At 64.5% G+C, this 20,205-nt stretch carries 17 protein-coding genes; 15 read left to right on the forward strand and 2 right to left on the reverse strand.

Annotation, left to right across the window (positions count from 1 at the left end):
• Positions 1–245: 245 nt before the first annotated feature.
• The 13 genes from secY (at position 246) to eccB (ending at position 12,586) form a co-directional block, all read left to right on the forward strand.
• Positions 246–1,580, forward strand: a complete 1,335-nt coding sequence (secY, locus tag ACUY2Y_RS03250; protein WP_210573906.1) for a preprotein translocase subunit SecY — start codon at positions 246–248, stop codon at positions 1,578–1,580.
• Positions 1,580–2,125 carry an adenylate kinase gene (locus ACUY2Y_RS03255; protein ID WP_210573904.1) on the forward strand — a complete coding sequence of 182 codons (546 nt, stop codon included), beginning with the start codon at positions 1,580–1,582 and terminating at the stop codon, positions 2,123–2,125. The genes secY and ACUY2Y_RS03255 overlap by 1 nt, the downstream gene beginning before the upstream one ends.
• 75 nt (positions 2,126–2,200) lie before the next feature.
• Positions 2,201–2,998, forward strand: a complete 798-nt coding sequence (gene map / locus ACUY2Y_RS03260) for a type I methionyl aminopeptidase (RefSeq protein ID WP_448324789.1) — start codon at positions 2,201–2,203, stop codon at positions 2,996–2,998.
• Positions 2,999–3,060: 62 nt separating this feature from the next.
• Positions 3,061–3,882: a L,D-transpeptidase gene (locus tag ACUY2Y_RS03265; protein ID WP_448324790.1), complete on the forward strand. Its 822-nt coding sequence runs from the start codon at positions 3,061–3,063 to the stop codon at positions 3,880–3,882.
• 190 nt (positions 3,883–4,072) lie between these two features.
• Positions 4,073–4,291, forward strand: coding sequence for a translation initiation factor IF-1 (gene infA, locus ACUY2Y_RS03270; RefSeq protein ID WP_259850028.1), 219 nt, complete (start codon positions 4,073–4,075; stop codon positions 4,289–4,291).
• 255 nt (positions 4,292–4,546) lie between these two features.
• On the forward strand, positions 4,547–4,915 hold the full coding sequence (rpsM, locus tag ACUY2Y_RS03275; protein WP_005286639.1) for a 30S ribosomal protein S13: 369 nt from the start codon (positions 4,547–4,549) through the stop codon (positions 4,913–4,915).
• 3 nt (positions 4,916–4,918) lie between these two features.
• Positions 4,919–5,326, forward strand: coding sequence for a 30S ribosomal protein S11 (rpsK, locus tag ACUY2Y_RS03280; RefSeq protein ID WP_210573900.1), 408 nt, complete (start codon positions 4,919–4,921; stop codon positions 5,324–5,326).
• Positions 5,327–5,356: 30 nt separating this feature from the next.
• Positions 5,357–5,962 carry a 30S ribosomal protein S4 gene (gene rpsD / locus ACUY2Y_RS03285; protein ID WP_259900282.1) on the forward strand — a complete coding sequence of 202 codons (606 nt, stop codon included), beginning with the start codon at positions 5,357–5,359 and terminating at the stop codon, positions 5,960–5,962.
• A 147-nt stretch (positions 5,963–6,109) separates the two neighbouring features.
• Positions 6,110–7,123, forward strand: coding sequence for a DNA-directed RNA polymerase subunit alpha (locus tag ACUY2Y_RS03290; protein WP_210573898.1), 1,014 nt, complete (start codon positions 6,110–6,112; stop codon positions 7,121–7,123).
• A 50-nt stretch (positions 7,124–7,173) separates the two neighbouring features.
• Positions 7,174–7,761 (forward strand): 50S ribosomal protein L17, encoded by a 588-nt coding sequence (gene rplQ, locus ACUY2Y_RS03295; RefSeq protein WP_448324791.1) that lies wholly within the window; start codon positions 7,174–7,176, stop codon positions 7,759–7,761.
• 299 nt (positions 7,762–8,060) lie between these two features.
• Positions 8,061–8,981, forward strand: coding sequence for a tRNA pseudouridine(38-40) synthase TruA (gene truA, locus ACUY2Y_RS03300; RefSeq protein WP_448324792.1), 921 nt, complete (start codon positions 8,061–8,063; stop codon positions 8,979–8,981).
• A 48-nt stretch (positions 8,982–9,029) separates the two neighbouring features.
• Complete coding sequence (locus ACUY2Y_RS03305) at positions 9,030–11,192, forward strand: DUF6541 family protein (protein WP_448324793.1); 2,163 nt, start codon at positions 9,030–9,032, stop codon at positions 11,190–11,192.
• A 98-nt stretch (positions 11,193–11,290) separates the two neighbouring features.
• Positions 11,291–12,586 carry a type VII secretion protein EccB gene (gene eccB / locus ACUY2Y_RS03310; protein WP_448324794.1) on the forward strand — a complete coding sequence of 432 codons (1,296 nt, stop codon included), beginning with the start codon at positions 11,291–11,293 and terminating at the stop codon, positions 12,584–12,586.
• 54 nt (positions 12,587–12,640) lie between these two features.
• Here the strand turns inward: eccB and ACUY2Y_RS03315 are convergent, their stop codons facing one another.
• Both ACUY2Y_RS03315 and eccD read right to left on the reverse strand, forming a co-directional pair.
• Positions 12,641–13,867, reverse strand: a complete 1,227-nt coding sequence (locus ACUY2Y_RS03315) for a S8 family serine peptidase (protein WP_448324795.1) — start codon at positions 13,865–13,867, stop codon at positions 12,641–12,643.
• The gene (gene eccD / locus ACUY2Y_RS03320) at positions 13,867–15,195 is read right to left on the reverse strand and encodes a type VII secretion integral membrane protein EccD (protein ID WP_448324796.1); all 1,329 of its coding nucleotides are present in this window, start codon (positions 15,193–15,195) and stop codon (positions 13,867–13,869) included. The genes ACUY2Y_RS03315 and eccD overlap by 1 nt, the downstream gene beginning before the upstream one ends.
• A gap of 279 nt (positions 15,196–15,474) precedes the next feature.
• Between eccD and eccCa the strand changes: the two genes are divergently transcribed.
• Both eccCa and ACUY2Y_RS03330 read left to right on the forward strand, forming a co-directional pair.
• Positions 15,475–19,122, forward strand: a complete 3,648-nt coding sequence (gene eccCa, locus ACUY2Y_RS03325) for a type VII secretion protein EccCa (RefSeq protein ID WP_448324797.1) — start codon at positions 15,475–15,477, stop codon at positions 19,120–19,122.
• Positions 19,119–20,156 carry a type VII secretion-associated protein gene (locus ACUY2Y_RS03330; protein WP_448324798.1) on the forward strand — a complete coding sequence of 346 codons (1,038 nt, stop codon included), beginning with the start codon at positions 19,119–19,121 and terminating at the stop codon, positions 20,154–20,156. Before eccCa ends, ACUY2Y_RS03330 begins: the two co-directional genes overlap by 4 nt.
• The last annotated feature ends 49 nt before the right edge of the window (positions 20,157–20,205 follow it).

Raw genomic sequence — 20,205 nt, forward strand, 5'->3', positions numbered from 1 at the left:
GAGTTTTCTCGTTTCCGGTACCTCATAAATGGAAGCTTGCCGGGGGAATCGTGGTTTCGCATACCCACCTGGTAGGGTGGACGAGTCAAAATATGTCTACCGTTTATCCGGCGGGTCCGCCCAGGCGGGACGTCGGGTAGCCGGACCAGGCATCAACGTACGTTATCTACTGTCCGCTACCTACCGCGCAGCCACAGAGACCATCTGCGGCCCCGGCTGCAGGGCGGTTGGAGCCAGGAGGCCACGTGTCAGCCATTGTTCAGGCGTTCAAGGATGCCGATCTGCGCAAGAAGATTCTCATCACCATTGCGCTGATCGTTCTCTACCGCATCGGTGCACAGATCCCGACCCCGGGAGTTGACTACGGAATCATCGCGGAGCGTCTCAACGCGCTCACCCAGGGAGATGAAAGCAACATCTTCTCGGTGATTAGCCTCTTCTCCGGTGGCGCACTGCTGCAGCTATCGATCTTCGCCATCGGCATCATGCCGTACATCACGGCGTCGATCATCGTGCAGCTGCTCACCGTGGTGATCCCGCGCTTCGAGGAGCTGAAGAAGGAGGGCCAGTCCGGCCAGGCGAAGATGACGCAGTACACGCGTTATCTCACCGTGGCGCTGGCTCTGCTGCAGTCCTCGGGCATCGTGGCACTGGCGGACCGCGAGCAGCTGCTGGGCCAGGGCGTGCCCGTCCTGGTGGAGGACCGCAACCTGTGGACGCTGGCGATGATGGTCATCGTCATGACGTCTGGTGCTGTGCTCATCATGTGGCTCGGTGAGATCATCACCGAAAAGGGCGTCGGCAACGGTATGTCCCTGCTGATCTTCGCGGGTATTGCGACGCGTCTGCCGACCGACGGCGCGAATATCTTCCGTCAGTCCGGCCCGGTCGTTTTCGGCGTCGTCATCGCTGCTGTGATCCTGTTGGTCGTGGGCATCGTCTTCATCGAGCAGGGCCAGCGCCGCATCCCGGTGCAGTACGCAAAGCGCATGGTGGGTCGTCGCCAGTACGGTGGCACCTCCACCTACCTGCCGCTGAAGGTCAACCAGGCCGGCGTTATCCCGGTGATCTTCGCGTCCTCCCTGATGTACGTGCCGGTGCTGATCACCCAGATCATCAACTCCAACAAGCCGACCCCGCCGGATAACTGGTGGATGTCCACCGTCATGGCGTGGCTGCAGAACCCGGCGTCCTGGCAGTACATCCTGACGTACTTCGTTCTGATCATCTTCTTCGCCTACTTCTACGTCTCCATCCAGTACGATCCGTACGAGCAGGCAGAGAACATGAAGAAGTACGGCGGCTTCATTCCGGGTATCCGCCCGGGCCGCCCGACGGCGGAGTACCTCTCCTTCGTGATGAACCGCCTGCTGTTCGTCGGTGCGATCTACCTCGGCCTGATCGCGATCCTGCCGAATATCGCCCTGGACCTCGGCATCGGCGGCAGCGGCGGCGGGGGCGGAACGATGTCCGCGTTCGGCGGCACGGCTATCCTGATTATGGTCTCCGTGGCGCTTACCACGGTGAAGCAAATTGAATCTCAGCTACTGCAATCCAACTACGAAGGACTGTTGAAATAATGCGTCTCGTTCTCCTCGGCCCTCCCGGTGCCGGCAAAGGCACCCAGGCAGCGATTCTCTCGGAGAAGCTGAACATTCCGCATATCTCCACGGGCGATCTGTTCCGCGCGAATATCGGTGAAGGAACTCCGCTGGGCAAGGAGGCGAAGGAGTACATCGATGCTGGCAAGCTCGTCCCCACCGATGTCACCGCACGCATGGTGGAGGAGCGCCTGAACGAGGAGGACGCAGCGAACGGCTGGCTTCTCGACGGCTTCCCGCGCACCGTTGAGCAGGCCGAGATCCTCCAGGAACTGCTGGCCCGCAACGAGCAGAAGCTCGATGGCGTGCTCAACTTCAAGATCAACGAAGACGTCGTGGTCGAGCGCATGCTGGCCCGCGGCCGCGCTGATGACAACGAGGACACCATCCGCACCCGTCTGCAGGTCTACCGCGATGAGACGGCTCCGCTGATCGACCACTACGGCGATGCGATCATCAACATCGACGCCGAGGGTGACGTCGACGAGGTCAACGCCCGCGCTATGGAGCAGCTGGGTAAGTAACCACCCCGCGTTTCACAACGTTTCGCGCTGGCCTGTACTGGGCCAGCGCTTTCTTTTGTTTGGAGGAGATCGCTCATGTTGTTCGGCCGCAAGAAGACCATTCCGGCGAAAACGCCGGGGGAGCTCGACGCGATGGAAGAAGCGGGACGCATCGTCGGTGCCGCGCTTGTGGAAGTGCGCAAGGTGGCGCGACCCGGAGCCACCACCGCTGATCTGGATGCGGTGGCGGAGCAGGTGATCCGCGATCACGGTGCGATTCCGACATTCAAGGGTTACGGAGGTTTCCCGGGCAGCATTTGCTCTTCGGTCAACGAGGTCGTGGTCCACGGCATTCCCAGTGCCAAGGTCGTGCTCAAAGAGGGGGATCTGGTCTCCATCGACTGCGGCGCGACACTGGACGGATGGGTCGGCGATTCGGCGTGGAGCTTCGGGGTGGGGCAGCTGGCAGCGGACGTCGATAAGCTCAATCGCGCAACCGAGCAGGTGCTGCACGTCGGACTCCAAGCGATGGTTCCCGGCAACCGGCTTACCGACGTCTCCCATGCCCTCGAGCGCGCCACCCGCGAAGCTGAAGCTGAATACGGCATCAAGCTCGGCATTCTCGACGGCTATGGCGGGCATGGAATCGGCCGCGAGATGCACGAGGACCCGTACCTGCACAATGAAGGTCGCCCCGGCCGTGGCCCGCGCATTGCGGAAGGATCCGTGCTGGCGATCGAACCGATGCTGATCCTCGGCGGCGAGACCGACTCCAACGTGCTTGACGACGAATGGACCGTGGTCTCGGCGGACGGTTCGCCGGCCGCCCATTGGGAGCACACTGTCGCCGCCACAGCCGATGGCCCGCGTATTCTCACCCCTCGGGAGGGGTAAGTGCCGCGCTGGCTGACGGCTTCAATCCCGGTTTTTACTTGAAGAGGGTTATACTTTCCACCATGTTCACTTCCCCGCGCCACGCCAAAGAAACGACCACCTCCCGCTTCGTCCGCCGTGCGGGCTCCCTGCTCGCAGGTGCCGGCATTGCTGCCGCGCTCGTCGTGTCCCCGGCCACGGCTGATGCGGCACCGGCTGCTCCGTCTCTGTCCTCGGCATCGAGCAACTCCCCGTTCCTCCAGCAGGCTGAGAAGTCTCTGCAGGCTGCGTCGATGACGATCACGACTGATGCCCGCAACGCGGTGTGGGACGCACGCAACGCCCTGCGTGCCAATGCCTCCGCAATCTCGGGCGGCAATAAGGCACAGGAGAAGCAGCTCCACGAGGGCATCGACCGCCTCGTTGAGGCCATCGCTCCGGGCCTGATCGCTGAGCACACCCCGAAGCCCAAGCCGAAGCCGAAACCGAAGCCGGCGCCCAAACCCGCTCCGAAGCCAGCCCCGAAGCCGAAGCCGGCACCCAAGCCGCAGCAGCCGCAGGGCTGCGCACCGTCGGCACGTGCATGCGTCGATCTGAAGAACCAGCGCACCTGGCTGCAGGAAAACGGCAAGATCACCTACGGCCCGGTCCGCATGGCGTCCGGTAAGCCGGGGCAGGAGACCCCGAAGGGCTTCCACTACGTCAACCGCAAGATCAAGGACGAGATCTCCTACGAGTTCAATAACGCCCCGATGCCGTTCGCGACCTACTTCACCAGCAACGGCATCGCGTTCCACCAGGGTGACCCGTCGATCAAGTCCGCCGGCTGCATCCGCATGTACCGCGGCGACGCGCAGACCTACTTCAACACCCTGCGCATCGGCGACCAGGTCCACGTCTTCTAAGACGGAACCGGACCTGCACTCCTCCTCCCAGACCCCGCATGAACCGGGGCCTGGGAGGATTTTGCTTTTCCGCAGGTAGATGGCTAGAGTGAATCGGTGGTGTGCGGGGAAATCCCCAGCGCACTACAAGCAATTGACTCAAATACGTAAGGCACCAGCAGTTTTGCACGGTGCCGGGAAAGCGGAGTGTATGGCTAAAGAAGGCGCAATCGAGGTCGAGGGTCGTATTATCGAGCCCTTGAAGAACGCGATGTTCCGTGTCGAACTCGACAACGGGCACGAGGTTCTCGCGCATATCAGCGGCAAGATGCGTCAGCACTACATCCGCATCCTTCCCGAGGACCGCGTCGTCGTGGAACTGTCCCCGTACGACCTGGATCGCGGACGTATCGTCTACCGCTACAAGTAATTCTCCACCGAGAATTCCCTTGTAGGGGATCAAAGGCGTTGTGAGTCAGTCGCAACTGACCTGAAGCCTCCTTACTCTCGGATCGCGCTCGCCGTACATCGACGTACGACGAGGCATTCCATGCAACCTCCGGCTGCGGTGGCTGGAGCCACGTGAATCACGGCCCAATAGTCCGGTTCGGACCGGACACAAGTGCCGCGTGGCGTGGACGAGTGGGGAGAAAACCACCGAAACAACCCGAAAGGCACGTACCACATGGCACGTCTAGCTGGTGTCGACCTGCCGCGCAACAAGCGCATGGAGGTCGCACTTACCTACATCTACGGAATTGGCCCGGCCCGTTCCAAGGAGCTGCTCGAGAAGACGGGCATCTCTCCGGACCTGCGCACCGACAACCTGACCGACGATCAGGTCGCCGCTCTTCGTGATGTCATCGAGAACTCCTGGAAGGTCGAGGGTGACCTTCGCCGCGAAGTTCAGGCTGACATCCGCCGCAAGATCGAAATTGGCTCTTACCAGGGCCTGCGCCACCGTCGTGGACTCCCGGTCCGCGGCCAGCGCACCAAGACCAACGCGCGTACCCGCAAGGGACCGAAGAAGACCATCGCAGGAAAGAAGAAGTAACCTATGCCACCGAAGACTCGCTCCGCTGCTGCGCGCCGCTCCGGTCGCCGCGTAGCCAAGAAGAATGTGGCCGCTGGCCACGCGTACATCAAGTCCACCTTCAACAACACCATCGTGTCCATCACGGACCCGAACGGCGCTGTGATCTCCTGGGCGTCCTCCGGCCACGTCGGCTTCAAGGGCTCCCGTAAGTCCACCCCGTTCGCCGCTCAGATGGCTGCCGAGAACGCTGCCCGCAAGGCAATGGACCACGGCATGAAGAAGGTCGACGTTTTCGTCAAGGGTCCGGGCTCCGGCCGCGAGACCGCTATCCGTTCCATCCAGGCCGCCGGCCTGGAGGTGTCCTCGATCTCCGACGTGACGCCGCAGCCGTTCAACGGTTGCCGTCCGCCGAAGCGTCGTCGCGTTTAACTGGTGAGAAAGGAAAAGAGGTAATACATCATGGCTCGTTATACCGGCCCTGCTACCCGTAAGTCTCGCCGCCTGCGCGTCGACCTGGTCGGCGGCGACATGTCCTTCGAGCGTCGTCCCTACCCTCCGGGGCAGGCTGGCCGCGCTCGCATCAAGGAATCTGAGTACCTGCTGCAGCTCCAGGAGAAGCAGAAGGCCCGTTACACCTACGGTGTGATGGAGAAGCAGTTCCGCCGCTACTACGAGGAGGCTAACCGCCTCCCGGGCAAGACCGGCGACAACCTGCTCATCCTGCTGGAGTCCCGTCTGGACAACGTCGTGTACCGCGCTGGTCTGGCGCGTACCCGCCGTCAGGCTCGTCAGCTCGTGTCCCACGGTCACTTCACGGTCAACGGCAAGAAGACCAACGTGCCGTCCTACCGCGTGACCCAGTACGACATCATTGACGTGCGCGAAAAGTCCCGCGGCATGCTCTGGTTCGAAGAGGCCCAAGACGCACTGGTCGACTCTGTCGTTCCGGCGTGGCTCCAGGTCGTTCCGGAGACCCTGCGCATCCTCGTGCACCAGCTGCCCGAGCGCGCTCAGATCGACGTGCCGCTGCAGGAGCAGCTCATCGTCGAGCTTTACTCGAAGTAAAGTAGAAGTTCCGCGCATTGCGGTACTTCGGGGCGTCGACAAGCAATCGCTTATCGACGGCGCCCTTTCAACTGTCATCCGTGTCGGCGACTCACCTCGCTGGCACCCTCTACGGCGTCATATAGCGGTCGCCGGAAGGAGAAGTTCATGCTCATCTCACAGCGTCCTCAGCTCACCGAGGAATACATCGACACCAACCGTTCGAAGTTCGTCATCGAGCCGCTCGAGCCTGGTTTCGGCTACACCCTCGGCAACTCTCTGCGCCGCACGCTGCTGTCATCCATCCCGGGCGCAGCCGTGACCTCCATCAAGATCGACGGTGTGCTCCACGAGTTCACCACGATCAACGGTGTCAAAGAGAACGTCTCTGAGATCATCCTCAACGTGAAGAACCTGGTCCTGTCCTCCGACTCCGACGAGCCGGTGGTCATGTACCTGTCCAAGGAAGGCCCGGGCGAGGTCACCGGCGCAGACATCGATCTGCCGGCTGACGTCACCGTGCACAACCCGGACCTGCACATCGCCTCGCTCAACGAGCAGGCGCGCCTGGAGATGGAACTCGTTGTCGAGCGTGGCCGCGGCTACGTTCCGGCGATGACTAACTCCGGCGGCGAGATCGGCCGTATCCCGGTCGACCAGATCTACTCGCCGGTGCTGAAGGTCTCCTACAAGGTTGAGGCGACGCGTGTTGAGCAGCGTACCGACTTTGACAAGCTGATCATCGACGTGGAGACCAAGAACTCCATGACCGCCCGCGACGCCCTCGCGTCCGCAGGCTCCACCCTCGTCGAGCTGTTCGGCCTCGCACGCGAGCTGAACACCGCCGCCGAGGGCATCGAGATCGGCCCGTCCCCGCAGGAGACGGAGTACATCGCCGCGTACAACATGCCGATCGAGGACCTGAACTTCTCCGTGCGTTCGTACAACTGCCTGAAGCGCCAGGAGATCCACACCGTCGGTGAGCTCGCCGAGTGCACCGAATCGGACCTGCTGGATATCCGCAACTTCGGCCAGAAGTCCATCAACGAGGTCAAGATCAAGCTTGCTTCCCTGGGCCTGACCCTCAAGGACGCCCCGGAAGACTTCGATCCGACCCAGCTCGAGGGCTACGACGCTGAGACCGGCGACTTCGTCGACGGCGCCATGGATGACGCTGAGTAAACGCCGAGTAAACAAAGCGCACTGACACAAACAACACGAGGAGTACAACAATGCCTACCCCGAAGAAGGGCCCGCGTCTCGGCGGTTCGGCTAGCCACCAGAAGCACATTCTGTCCAACCTGGCCAGCCAGCTGTTCGTGAACGGCTCCATCAAGACCACCGAGGCCAAGGCCAAGGTTCTGCGCCCGTACGCAGAGAAGATCATCACCAAGGCCAAGTCCGGTTCGGTCGCTGACCGCCGCGCCGTGGCCAAGGACATCCCGAACAAGGACGTCACCGCGTACCTGTTCGATGAGCTCGCCCCCAAGTTCGAGAACCGTGCAGGTGGCTACACCCGCACCATCAAGCTCGAGAACCGTAAGGGCGACAACGCTCCGATGGTCAACATCTCCCTCGTTCTCGAGGAGACCGTGGCTTCCGAGGCGAACCGCGCTGCACGCGCCGCCGCCTCCAAGGAGAAGGCCGCCGAGGCTGAGGCAGCTGCTGCCGAGGCCGACGAGAAGGCTGAACAGACCCCGGCTGAGGCTGAGGAGACCAAGGCTGAGGCACCGGCTGACGCTGAGTCCAACGACGAGGCCGTCGCCGAGGACACCGCTGAGGCTCCGGAGGTCCAGGAGACCGCCGAGGACGAGAAGTAAGACCTTCTCGCGCCTGTAAGCGCTAAACGCCCGCTCCCTTGTTGAAAGGGGAGCGGGCGTTTCTCGTTGCTTTCTGCTTGAGTTTGGTTCATGAACATGAATGGGCCCCGCGCGCCAGTAGCAATCAACGGGGCCCGAACTGCTGTGCCGAAGCCGGCAGGGCAGTTCCACGGCATCGAGTATAGGAAATAACAGGATCTCTCATCCAAAGTTTGCCGTTCTCGATAAGCGGCGAGACTTCTCAAAATCCCGTCTCCCCTCGGTGAACCTGCCTATTTCGGGCCATTTATTCTGAAGGTATGACTGACACAGGCATACGCGCATCACACGGGGAAGAGATGGTGCGCCTGCGGTTCGATGTCGCCTACGACGGCACGGACTTTCACGGCTGGGCGCGCCAGAAACCAACCGGCGGGGAGGAACTCCGCACGGTGCAGGGCGTGCTTGAGAACGCACTGAGCTTGATCCTGCGCTACCCGGTGGAGCTGACCGTGGCGGGCCGAACGGATGCGGGGGTGCACGCCTCCGGTCAGGTGGCGCATGCGGATATCCCAGTGGCATCGCTGGACCAGAGGTCGATTGAGGGGGATCCGGGGCGGTTGGTGCGTCGATTAGCGAAATTGCTTGAGCCTGATGTGCGTGTTTCGGCCGTGTCCGCCGCGCCCGACGGCTTCGACGCGCGCTTCTCCGCGTTGACGCGCACCTACCGCTACCGGGTGACCACCGCGGACGGCGGGGCATTGCCCCTGCGTGTGCGCGACACTGCCGTGTGGCCGAAGAAAGTGGACCTCGACGCCGCGCAGCAGTTCGCGAATGCGGTGGTGGGGCTGCATGATTTCGCCGCATTCTGCAAAGCGCGCCCGCACGCCACCACGATCCGGGAAGTCCGCTCCTTCGAATGGCGCGACATCTCTACCGACGAGGAACCGGAACTCTTCGAAGCGGTCATTGTCGCCGACGCGTTCTGCTGGCACATGGTCCGCGCGCTCGTGGCGACCTGTCTCGACGTCGGCTCCGGCAAGCGTGACGACGACTGGGCCGCCGCACTGTTGGGGGCGAAGGAACGCTCGCCGGCGGTGCGCCTGGCACCCGCAAACGGGTTGACCTTGACGCGCGTCGACTATCCGGCGGACGACGAACTCGCAGCTCGCGCGGCAGTCACGCGGGACCGGCGTGACGCTTCGGAGGTGCACTCCGAGTCGCCCCGCGCAACGGAATAAACTGCTTGGGCAGGAATCGTTCGAAAGAGTTGCCCGGAGGTAGAACGCATGGATGCAGTCGGCGCCGTGTGGCTGGCCATCGCTGTGTTCACCCTGCCGGGACTCATCTTCGCGTGGGTCGCGGGCGCGAAACTGCCCGCTGCCGCTGCGGCGTCCCTGCCCGCGACCTTCGGCATCGTCGGGCTTGGCAGCTGGATGTACGGCGCGATGGGAATCCGCTTCGGGTGGCCGTCCTTCATCGTTTTCTTAGTGCTCATGCTGTGCCTGGCGGCCGGGTGGCGCTACGCATTCGCGCGACGGGCGAAAAAGCGTGCCGCGAAGAACTGGGTGCGCGGCCTGTGGCCGGGTGACTGGCGGCGCGGCAGCATCGCCGACCCGTCGTGGGTGCTCCCCGGCGCCGGTGTCGTGGCTGGCGTGTGGATGCTGATCGCGAAACAGCTCGAGCTCCAGTCGAAGGTGCCGGGCCAGCTGAACAATATCGTCCAGGGCTGGGACATCCAATGGCACGTCAACGCCGTGCGTTTCATCATGGAAGAAGGCATCGCCTCACCCACCCGGATGGGCGAGCTGCAGAACCCTGAAACGCACATCGACCTGTTCTACCCGTCCGCATTCCACGCGGCGACAGCGCTGTTCGCCAAAGCTGGCGGCCTTGCCCCTGTGGAGGCAGTGAACCTGGCGTCGATCGTTCTGCCGAGCCTCGCTTTGCCCGCCGGCGCCGCGGGACTGGCATGGGCGATGGCGCGCGGCCACGGCATGGTCGCGCAGATCGCCGCGGGCTTGGCCGCCATCGGCGTGTACGCGTCGCCGGTGCTGGTGTGGATCCCGGACTTCGTGGGCATGCGCCCGTACATCGTGGCGATCGGCCTGTCCGGCCTCGTCATCGCGCTGTTCCACCAGGTGCCGCGCTACCGGGCACTGGCACTGCCGACGCTGTTCGCCTTCCTGGGCATGATGCAGGTCCACCCGTCGGCCGTACTCGTGGTGGTGCTCGCGGTCCTGCTGTACTGGGCGACGTACCTGGTGTGGCGCCCGGACCGCTCACGCGTCGGCGATGTTCTCTGGTTGGCCATCCCGGCGCTCGGCGCGACGGTGGCGTTCCTCCCGCAGCTGCTCGCCGGCCAGGCTCAGTCTGGGGAAGTGAACACCTGGGACGCGAGTGAGAATGTCACCGCTGAGGAGGCCTGGGACAAGGCGTTCATGATGGAGACCCGCCACGTGGGCGAGTTCTTCCCCGATTTCGATCCCACCATCTTGCTGTGGCTCGCCGGTTTCGGTGCCATCGCCATGGTGGTGTGGCGCGGGCAGGTCTGGGCGCCAGTCTTCTACGGGATCATGGTGGCCACCACCGCACACGCGCTGCATCCGTTCGACGGGATGTGGGAACCGCTTTTGACCATGCTGGGCGCGCCGCACTACAACTCGGCGCACCGCATCGTCACCGTGGTGGCGCTGACCGTCATCGCCGGCGCTGCCGTCGGTGCGGCTGTGATCATCCGCGTTTTCACGCTCGCGCCCATCGCCGCCCGCTACGGCATCCGCCGCCCGTGGGTGTGGGGCACCTCGCTCGCATCAGCCGTGCTCGCTGCACTGACCGGGTGGGGCGCTGGCGCCTGGGCGTCCACTGTCGCTGTCGACGGTGCCGAAATGTCATTCGACGCCTCCCGCCTCAACGACCGCATGGTCGACGACGACCAGATGACCGCCTATGCGTGGCTCGGCTCCCGCCCGGAAGCGCAGGAGGGGCTCGTTATGGGTGAATCCACCGATGGCTACTCCTGGGCCTATGCCATCAACGGCGTCCCCACCGTCGCCCGCCACTACCTGTGGCCCAACGGCGGGATGGGCGTCGACTCGAACTTGCTCGCCGACCGCGCCGGCCAGCTCGGCGCCGGTGAACGCGGCCGACCGAACGAGAAATCGCCCGCCGACGACGCCGCTGCCGATCTGGGCGTCCGCTTCATCGTCTCCTCCGGCAACACCTTCTGGCCCGGTCCCAAGAACTGGCAGGTGGACAAGGCCTTGTGGACCACCCCCGGCGTCACGCCCGTCTACCAGCGCGGCCGCGTGACCATCTTCGCCGTCAACGCACAGCTCACCCCAGCTGAGATCAAAGAGCTTCAGCGCGACGCCGTCGCCAACGGTGGCTCTACCGAGCTGCCTGAGCTGACTCCGACGAGTGAGGAGCTGGCGGCCGCGGACGTCGAATAGCGTTGCGCACTGTAGTGCGCATTTTCGGGTTGAAGCCCGCGCCGCATGCGCTTAGCTTCGTGTAAAGAAGCCATTGCTAATCGACGGGGGGCGTCCACATGGCTCAGCACACTCATGTCATTTCGGGGGAGACAAAGCAGGCGCGCAGGCTGCTGCCGACGACGCGTTCACAGGTGTCCGGGCACCGTTTCATGCGCCGGCGCGTGGAACACGGGCTCATCTACGGGGATATCCGGATGATTCATGATCCATTGGCGGCACGGCGACGCTCGGCGATTTTCGGGATGGTCGCGGTGGCGCTCATCGCGGCGGGTTCAGGACTGTTCGCGTGGTTGCGGCCGAATCCGGATCCGGGCACGGCGGCGATTCTGCGGGCCAATGACGGGGCGATGTACGTGCGGGTCGGGGAGGTGGTGCACCCGGTGACGAACCTGACGTCGGCGCGACTGATCGCAGGCAGCGCGGAGGAGCCGCAGCGCGTGGGGGAGGAGCGGCTCACCGAGATGCCGCGCGGTGTGCCGTTGGGCATCGCCACGGCGCCGGCGATGTTCGCGCCGGGCGATGCGGTGGATGCTGTGTGGTCGGCGTGCGAGGGGGAGGAGCGTGTCACGGTTGTCGCCGGGGAACCGGTGCAGCAGCTCGCCGACGGTCAGGCTGTCGCGGTGACTCAAGGCGGCAACGAGTGGATGCTCACCAATGAGGGGCGTGCAAAACTTCCGTCAGACAGCGATGCACAGGGCAGGCTGATCCGACGTGCCCTGGGCATTGACGCGAACGTCGTCCGCGTAGACATCAGTGCGCCGGTGCTGTCCGCGATTCGCGAACTTCCGCCGGTCCGCCTGCCACACCCATTGCCGCGCCTGTTGCTCGCCGACGGCACCGATGAAGCATGGGCTGTCACCCAGCACGGCGGCATTCAGCCCGTTTCGGAATTGCAGAAGCAGTTGCTTATCGACGCTGCCGCCCCCACCTCAACCTCTTCCCCCTCCCAGATCGCCGCGTATCCGGATGCCCAAGTCCCGCTAGATATCGCCGTTCCGGAGAAAGCGCCGGAGTGGGTGGATCCACAAGGATCGGCCGTGTGCGTGACGGAGTCAGGCTCTGTTGCACTCGTTGCCCCAGACTCGGATGTTTTGACCGCAGGATCGGTCGAGCTGTCCGGTGATAGCCCCGCGACCCATTTCGTCGGCTTAGCCTCCGGTGCTGTCGGCGTCGACACCGGTGCCGGCTACCACGTCGTGTCCGCTTCAGGTCAGCGCCATCTGGTGGATACCAGGGACAATCTCGATGTCGTCGGCGCACTGCACGTGGACACCGTTCCGTGGAGCATTCTCAGTCTCCTGCCCGAAGGCCCAGCCCTTACACGCGAGGCAGCGCTGACCGCGACCTACTGATAGCGCTGCGGCGCCAGTCAATCTGGTCTCGGCGCTCCACCTTCGCGACGAGTTTTAGCCGTGGTGAATGGAGCGATGTCGGGGCCGGCCCTGGAGGAGTATCCGTCGAAAAGCGCCCACTGCGACAGCAAGGGCGGCGACGAGCACGACGCTTGCGACCGTGAAACTGCTTCGGTGTGGGGCAGCGGAATCAATGGTCTCAATTGGGCGCGCACGCAGCGGTGCGGTGTCGGGGCTCTGCTCGCGTTCGACGAAAGAGACAGCCCGCAGCGGGTCGATGGCACCGCCGTGCGGTTCCGCGGAGGCGGTGATCATGTCACGGAGCTGGGCAGGTGTGGCATGCGGATGGCGCTGACGCAGGAGGGCGACGGTGCCGCTGACCACAGGTGCGGCGAAGCTCGTCCCGGCGAATGGTTCGATTTCGCCGCGCTCGCCTGCCTTGCCCACAGACCAGCCCCTGACACCTGGGGCGGAAGCGCGCTCGACGGTGCCCGGAGCGGTGAGCAGCGTGGCGCCTTCAGGAACGGGGAGGGAGTAATCGGCGATGGAGTGGGAATCGGCACGCGCACCGACAGCGAGGACTGTAGGAAAATGCGCAGGGAAGACAGTGGAACCGGCAGGACACTCGCGTGACAGGTTGCCGGCGGCGGCGACCACCACAGCACCTGCGTGTTCGGCGCGGCCGAGAGCGTCTTTCAGACCGCGGGTATCTACGCGGGGCGCGAGTTCCGGTTCGACGCAGGAAACCACAGAAATATTGATGACCTTTGCGTTCTCGTCGAGCGCGTTGTGGATCGCCCGCGTGAGCGTCTCCAGGTCACCGATGGTGGCGGCGGCTGGAGCATCTTCCCCGCGGGGAGCAGGTGAGCGGTAGTGGGCTGAGGACTGGCGGATGGACAGAATCTCCGCGTCCGGAGCGATCCCGGCGTCAGTTCCGGCGATGATGCCGGCGACGACGGTGCCGTGCGCATCGCAATCCTTGAACGGTTCCGGGGTATCGGGTGTGACGAAGTCGGCGCCACCGGAAAGCTGGTTCAACTGCGGATGACCGGCAACACCGGTGTCGATCACAGCCACTTTGACGCCGGCTCCGGTGGCGAGACGATGCAATTGGGAGCGGGCCTCAGCGGCCTCGCTCGTATGGATGTCATCTGTTTCACCCGCGGGCGCGCCGACGGCGCAGGTGATGTCTTGAGCAGCAGCGAGGTGCGGACAGGAGATGGCGGGAAGGAGGAAGGGAAGGGCGGCAAGGGACGTCGATAGGCGAGAAAATGCGCGCATTACAGCCCCCGAATGAGATCGAAGATGCCGGTGAGCTTCACCGCGAGCGGAATGACGGCAATGATCGCGGCGGCCTCGGCGCGTTCAAGCCAGACGAGCGTGGTCGGCTCGAGATCCGGCACACGGGCAGCCCACAGCGCGGCAGTAGCGGCAGTAAGAGCGGTGAACCCGGCAGCGATGAGTAGCGCCGGGTGCGCGCTGTCGACGACTGCAACGGCCGTGACACCGCAGGCCAGCGCCAGCATCGCGGTGCTACCGAGGCTGAGGCGCGGAATCGTGCCGTGGTGGCGCGATGCGTGGACGATGAGCGCGCCCGCGGTGCACAGGCACAACGCGAAGACCCATCCGCCGCCGGAGCGAGCGAGTACGAGGAGCGCCGGAATGACGCACAGCGCGGCGGCGACGCTGATGCCGGCGGTGATGGCGCGGGCGGCGTCCGAGCGCGCGTCCACATCATCCTGGTAATCGTCCGCGATGCCGAATTCCTGCCCGGCGGTGGGGACCCGCGGAATGCGCAAGCCCGCAGCGCGCGTGGCCACCGACGGGGTGAGCATCACCGCGGTGATCCCGGCGAGTACCACCGCGGCGTACGGGGCTGTCGGGGAGGGCAGCCAGACTGCGAGCGAGCCCGCGAGAATGAGAGCCGCGCTGGTCAGCACCGCCGATGTCACGCGTGGGCCGGCGAGTCCAAGCACCGCACCGCCCACGGTCAGGGCGGCCGCGATCACACATGCAGTCATCGCGCCGAATGCGAGATCGGTCGCGGGCGGCCAGGTACCGGTTTCGTCGTGGATCTCGCTCACCCACGCACCGCAGACTGCGCTGGCGGCGCATGCCGCGGCGGGAAAGACAGCGCGGGACCGGGCAGCTACAGCAATCACGAGCAGGAGCAATGCAGTAACTGCCGCGCCAGCTAGCGGAGCGGACAAGGATGCGGTGAGGATCCCTGCGGCTGTGGCACCGGCGAAGGTCGCGGCAGTGTCAATCCCCGAACGAGTGGTGGCCGCAGCTGCCGCCGCCAATGACTCTGCGGCATCGCGCACCACTGGCGGATCGACGGGTTCGTGCGGGCGTAGGGCGAGGACCTGGCCGTCGCGAAGCCGCATATTGTGCAGCGGAACATGCGGGTCCAGCGGCGCGCCCGCCGCAGTGGCGAACTCCCATGGTCGGCCGGCTGTTTGCGGCAGCTCAATCAGCCGCGCCAATTCGGGCAGCACTTCGCTGAGTGTCGATGACGTGGGCAAACTCACGTCGACGGAACGGTAGATCGGTGCCGCGCTGATGCGCACGGTCACGCGGACAACATGATGGGTCGATGCAGCGACCATGATTCCTCCCGGATTCACGATTGGTTGTTCTGTTCCAGTCTGCCCCGTCACGGGGGTGCGTGGGGGCCATCGATGTCTACTTCAGTAGACAATGCGCCGTTTTCGGGACTTTTCGGTGCGCGCGGTGCGGGGTTGTTGCCTATGATTCGGAATCATCGACGCACCGCCACGCTGTGGTGGACAGGGAAGCCGGGGGGCTCCCTGACCAAAGAACCGCACGTGCGGACAAAACCGTAAAGGTGTGGGGTGCGCGAATTCTCGAGGGGGGAGAAATCACGAATGTTGGGGCTCGATAACGACCCGATTCAAGCGCCGCCGGCTGCCGGGACTACTGCGCAGACGGCACCGCCCCTGCCGACGGGGCAGCTCGACGCGGAGAGCGTGCCGCAGGCGGTGCGCAAACCGCCGGAGCCACTCATGCGCATCATCATGCCCGTGGTGATGGTCGCGGCCATCGGAGCGATGGTGGCTATCTTCGCGCTCAGCGGGCGCGGGATCAGCCCCATGATGATGGTCTTTCCGCTCATGATGATCATGGGCCTTCTGACCACGTTGAACCCGCCGGAAAAAGCCGGCGATATCGACGAGTCGCGCCGAGTGTATCTGCGCCATCTGGATGCGTTAGCGGAGCGTGCGCGGAGCAATGCCGCCCAGCAGCGCGAGCACGTGGAATTCTTCCACCCGCACCCGGATCACCTAGTCAACGCCGTGGATGCGGAACGAGTGTGGGAGCGCACGAGCAAAGACCCGCGGGCATACGAGGTTCGAGTCGGCACAGGCAGGTCATCTCTGTGCACTCCGGTGGAGGTCGCAGATCCAGGTTCCCCGGAGGACTTGGATCCGGTGTGCGCGGTGAGTCTGCGCCGCACAGTCGCCGCGGTCAGCACAGTGCCGCGCATGCCTATCGTGATTCAACTGGAGGCATTTCCGCTGCTCACTCTGGCTGGCCCGCGGGCGCACGAGGTGGCGCGGTCGATCGTGGCGCAACTGGCGTTCTTCCATGGTCCGGAGGCAGTCGGGCTGGAAATCAGCGCCCCCGGGTTGGAGGCGGCGAAATGGCTGCCGCATACCCGCGACCCGGGCGCAGCCGGTTTCACGGTGGCGGTCGTGGATGCGGCGTCGCCGAAGGCCATGGCCTATGGGGAAGCGGACTGTGTTCTCGCCGTCACCGAGGACACGGACGCGTTCGTTCACGACGATGCACTCCACCTGTTGTGCGGCGACGAGATCGACGCGGTGACCACATCCGGTGTCGAGAGGCTCGGCGAGACCGACACGTTCAGCGCGGGCGCCGCCGAATTCATCTACCGCAACCTGGCGTTCTACCGCAGGCCAGACAACGGAAATGGGAACACACCCCGTGGCGGGGGACTGCTGGACTTGCTCGGCATCGACGACATCGACCATCTCGCCGGGCCCGCCATGTGGCCGGGACGCGAGGGGAGCCGGCAGCGTCTCACCGTCCCGATCGGCGTGGACCCGAACGGCGGGCCGGTCTATCTAGACCTGAAGGAATCGGCGCACGGCGGCATGGGGCCGCATGGGCTGTGCATCGGCGCGACGGGGTCCGGAAAATCAGAACTTTTGAAAACACTCGTCGTGGCGCTCGCGGCGACGCATTCGCCGGACGAGCTCAACCTGGTGCTGGTCGATTTCAAGGGCGGCGCGACCTTCCTGGGCTGCGAGGGATTGCCGCACACGTCAGCAGTGATCACCAACCTCGAGGACGAGGCGGTGCTGGTTGAGCGCATGTTTGATGCGATCTCCGGCGAGATGAACCGCCGGCAGGAGCTGCTGCGCGCGGCGGGAAATTTCGCCAATATTACTGAATACAACGCAGCGCGCACGAGCACCCGGCCGGATCTCGACCCGTTGCCGTCGCTGGTGATCGTGGTCGATGAGTTCTCGGAGCTGCTCGGCCAGCACCCGAATTTCGCGGATCTCTTCGTCGCGGTGGGGCGTTTGGGACGTTCGCTGGGCGTGCATCTTCTGCTCGCTTCGCAACGCCTGGAAGAGGGCAAGCTGCGCGGGCTCGATTCGCATCTGTCGTACCGGATCGGTTTGCGCACATTTTCCGCGGCGGAATCGCGCCAGGTGCTCGGGGTTTCAGATGCCTACGAACTGCCGGCGGACCCAGGCGCGGGCTATATCAAGACAGCGTCGACGGAGCTCACACGCTTCAAAGCGTCCTATGTCTCCGGCCCGCTCATGCGTCCGGCTGAGCCGACGAGCCCAGGGGCAGCACCGCAGGTCAGGTTGTTCGCGGGATGGGACGAGGTTGATGAGCCCGCGGTCGCGGCGGCTCTTCCTGATCCGACGACGACGCTGCTCGCCGAGGTTGTGAGCGCCGCGCAGAAGACAGCGGCAGCGCGCGGACAGAGCGCGCACACCGTGTGGCTTCCGCCGTTACCGCCACGCGTGGGACTTCCGGAAGTGTGCGAGGACAGCGGGGAGCTCAAAGCGAGCATTGGGCTTATCGACGACCCGTATCACCAGCGCCAACACCCCCTGACCATCGATCTCGGTGTCTCCGGTGGGCATGTGGCGCTTTCGGGCGGGCCGCAGACCGGCAAATCGATGGCGGTGCGGACGATCATTGCCTCCTTGGCGGCGACGCACACCACAGACCAACTGGGCTTTTATGTCATCGACGCCGGTGGCGGGGACTCGGACGTGCTTGAATCCCTGCCCCACGTTGCCGGTGTGGCCGGGCGCGGCGATGAGGAGAAGGTGAAAAGGGTGGTGGATGAGGTGTTGGGGATCGTCGATAAGCGACGTGCGTTTCCCGCGCGGACCGTACTGGTCGTCGATGGTTGGCACTCGCTCATCGCCGCCGATTCGAAGCTGGAGGATCTGAAAGATGCGCTGGCCACGATCGCTGCGGAAGGTCCGGCTGCGGGTGTGCACTTGGTGGTGACCACGCAGCGGTGGAATGCGGTGCGGCCGAATGTGCGCGACCTCATTGGCACGCGTCTGGAGCTCAAACTCACTGAGCCGATGGATTCGCTGCTGGACCGGAAATTGCAGGAGAAGCTGCCTGCCGCGCCGGGCCGCGGTATTACCGCTGCTGGAAAGAGCATGCTCATCGCCGCGACCGCGAAGGAAGACATCGCGCACATCGCCGCGCAGGCGGCGGACCAGACCCCGGTGCCGAAGCTGAAGGTCCTGCCGGCGCGCATTGCCATCGACGAGCTCGCGCAGTCCGTGCCGGCAAAGCGCCGCGGGCGGATCCTGCTTGGCATCGGCGGGCGCGACGTGGAACCTGTCACCTTCGACCGCCAGCACCTGCTCGCCGTCGGTGCTTCCGGTGCAGGAAAGTCCACGCTGGTGGCAACGGTGATCGGGCAGCTTGCGACGATGCCGCGTGAGCGAGCCCGCATGGTGGTGATCGATCCGCGTCGCACCCATCTGCGGCACGCGGATCACCCGATGGTCGCGGCTTACGGCGGGTCGACCGATGCCGCGAAGGCCGCGCTCGCGGATACCGCGACGACCCTGACTGGGCGTCTGCCCGGCCCCGATATCACTGCCGAACAGCTCGCCGCGCGCAACTGGTGGACGGGACCGGATATTTACGTGGTCGTCGACGATCTTGAACTCGTTGGTGAAGAGAATCTTCGCCCGTTGCTGCCGCTCATCCCGCATGCGCACGACATTGGCCTGCACATCATCGCCGCCCGCAAATTCGGCGGCACGGGCCGTGCTCTGCTCGCGCCGTTCCTCAGCGCCCTCAAGGACCAACTGCCCGATGTCGTGCTCTTCTCCGGCACCAAAGACGAAGGCGCGCTCTTCGGCGTTCGCCCACTGCCGTTGCGCCCCGGCCGCGGCATCTTCGTCCGCGACAACGAGCAGATCGGCCCGATCCACATCGCAGAAAACACGCTTATCGACGTCCCATCCGCACCCCAATCCGAGGAGACCCCATGACCACCGCCCACGTCAGCGGCAGCCGCTCATCCGCTGCCGCCGACACGTCACCAGAACCGGGCGCTAACGCCCTTCTCACCGTCACCGTCGATGATGAATGCACTGTTTTTTCCGGCCTGGCCAATGTGCACCGCTACGACAAGCCGTCCGCCGGCGAGATCGTCAGTTATGTCCGCAGTGTGCTCGGCGAACACCCGAAGTGGACACCCGTGCATCTCGTCGCGACTGATGCGTCACTCAAGCAGCTCATCTGCGCATTCGGCGACTACGAAGTCGAGCTGACCTGCGAGTCGCTGGACGAGGCCGATGACACCGACACCCACCCCTCGACTGACGAATGGGAGGAAATCCGGGAAATCCCGATCCGGCGTCCAGCGCTGGAACCACGTCGGCAGGAACGCTTCGGCCGATCAGGCTATGCGCTTGTCGGCGCGGTCGGTCTGGTTACCACGGTCTGCGCCGTAGCGATCTGGTTCGTCGCCGGACGGGGAAGCGATGAAGAAGGAGACGAGAATAGTAATGCAGACATCGCAGTCTCCCGCGATTCGGCAGGTGCGGCGTTGCCGACGGGCAGCGTCGGCGATGATCCCGGTGAGGTGCCCGCACCTGATCCGGATCCCGCTGAACCGAAAGTAGAAAAGGTCGTCCTCGAACAAGACGGTTTGACCGTGGAACTGCCCGTCGGCTTTCGCCTCGAGCCCGACGGCGACATGTGGCGCGCGACCGGACCTGACCCGGATTTCCGCCTGCAGCTCGCGGTGGACCCGCTCTACGGCGTCCCGCCCGAAGACATCATGCGGCAGGTGAAAAAAGACATCGAGGAGGATCCGGAACTGCGCCACACCGAAAGTGACGAGGTCAGCGTCCGCTACGAGCATGCGCTTCCGGACGGATCCCACGCATTGTGGTCCACCTGGACCGACCGTGACGTGCAGATTTCCATCGGCTGCCACACACGTACTGCGCCCACCACTGTCCAATTAGCCACGTGCACCATGGCCAACGAATCCGCCCGCTTCACCCCGCCCGGCTGAGGCGCGAAAAAAGTTCCGGTTCTCAGGGAACCGAAACAGGGTGAAGAAC

The organism is Corynebacterium sp. 20-84 (assembly GCF_053479455.1).

What these genes read in the sequence shown, in the direction of transcription:
- ACUY2Y_RS03255 (WP_210573904.1), top strand. Translation starts at nt 1,580, where the DNA reads ATGCGTCTCGTTCTCCTCGGCCCTCCCGGTGCCGGCAAAGGCACCCAG.
- map (WP_448324789.1), top strand. Translation starts at nt 2,201, where the DNA reads ATGTTGTTCGGCCGCAAGAAGACCATTCCGGCGAAAACGCCGGGGGAG.
- ACUY2Y_RS03265 (WP_448324790.1), top strand. Translation starts at nt 3,061, where the DNA reads ATGTTCACTTCCCCGCGCCACGCCAAAGAAACGACCACCTCCCGCTTC.
- infA (WP_259850028.1), top strand. Translation starts at nt 4,073, where the DNA reads ATGGCTAAAGAAGGCGCAATCGAGGTCGAGGGTCGTATTATCGAGCCC.
- rpsM (WP_005286639.1), top strand. Translation starts at nt 4,547, where the DNA reads ATGGCACGTCTAGCTGGTGTCGACCTGCCGCGCAACAAGCGCATGGAG.
- rpsK (WP_210573900.1), top strand. Translation starts at nt 4,919, where the DNA reads ATGCCACCGAAGACTCGCTCCGCTGCTGCGCGCCGCTCCGGTCGCCGC.
- rpsD (WP_259900282.1), top strand. Translation starts at nt 5,357, where the DNA reads ATGGCTCGTTATACCGGCCCTGCTACCCGTAAGTCTCGCCGCCTGCGC.
- ACUY2Y_RS03290 (WP_210573898.1), top strand. Translation starts at nt 6,110, where the DNA reads ATGCTCATCTCACAGCGTCCTCAGCTCACCGAGGAATACATCGACACC.
- rplQ (WP_448324791.1), top strand. Translation starts at nt 7,174, where the DNA reads ATGCCTACCCCGAAGAAGGGCCCGCGTCTCGGCGGTTCGGCTAGCCAC.
- truA (WP_448324792.1), top strand. Translation starts at nt 8,061, where the DNA reads ATGACTGACACAGGCATACGCGCATCACACGGGGAAGAGATGGTGCGC.
- ACUY2Y_RS03305 (WP_448324793.1), top strand. Translation starts at nt 9,030, where the DNA reads ATGGATGCAGTCGGCGCCGTGTGGCTGGCCATCGCTGTGTTCACCCTG.
- eccB (WP_448324794.1), top strand. Translation starts at nt 11,291, where the DNA reads ATGGCTCAGCACACTCATGTCATTTCGGGGGAGACAAAGCAGGCGCGC.
- ACUY2Y_RS03315 (WP_448324795.1), bottom strand. Translation starts at nt 13,867, where the DNA reads ATGCGCGCATTTTCTCGCCTATCGACGTCCCTTGCCGCCCTTCCCTTC.
- eccD (WP_448324796.1), bottom strand. Translation starts at nt 15,195, where the DNA reads ATGGTCGCTGCATCGACCCATCATGTTGTCCGCGTGACCGTGCGCATC.
- eccCa (WP_448324797.1), top strand. Translation starts at nt 15,475, where the DNA reads ATGTTGGGGCTCGATAACGACCCGATTCAAGCGCCGCCGGCTGCCGGG.
- ACUY2Y_RS03330 (WP_448324798.1), top strand. Translation starts at nt 19,119, where the DNA reads ATGACCACCGCCCACGTCAGCGGCAGCCGCTCATCCGCTGCCGCCGAC.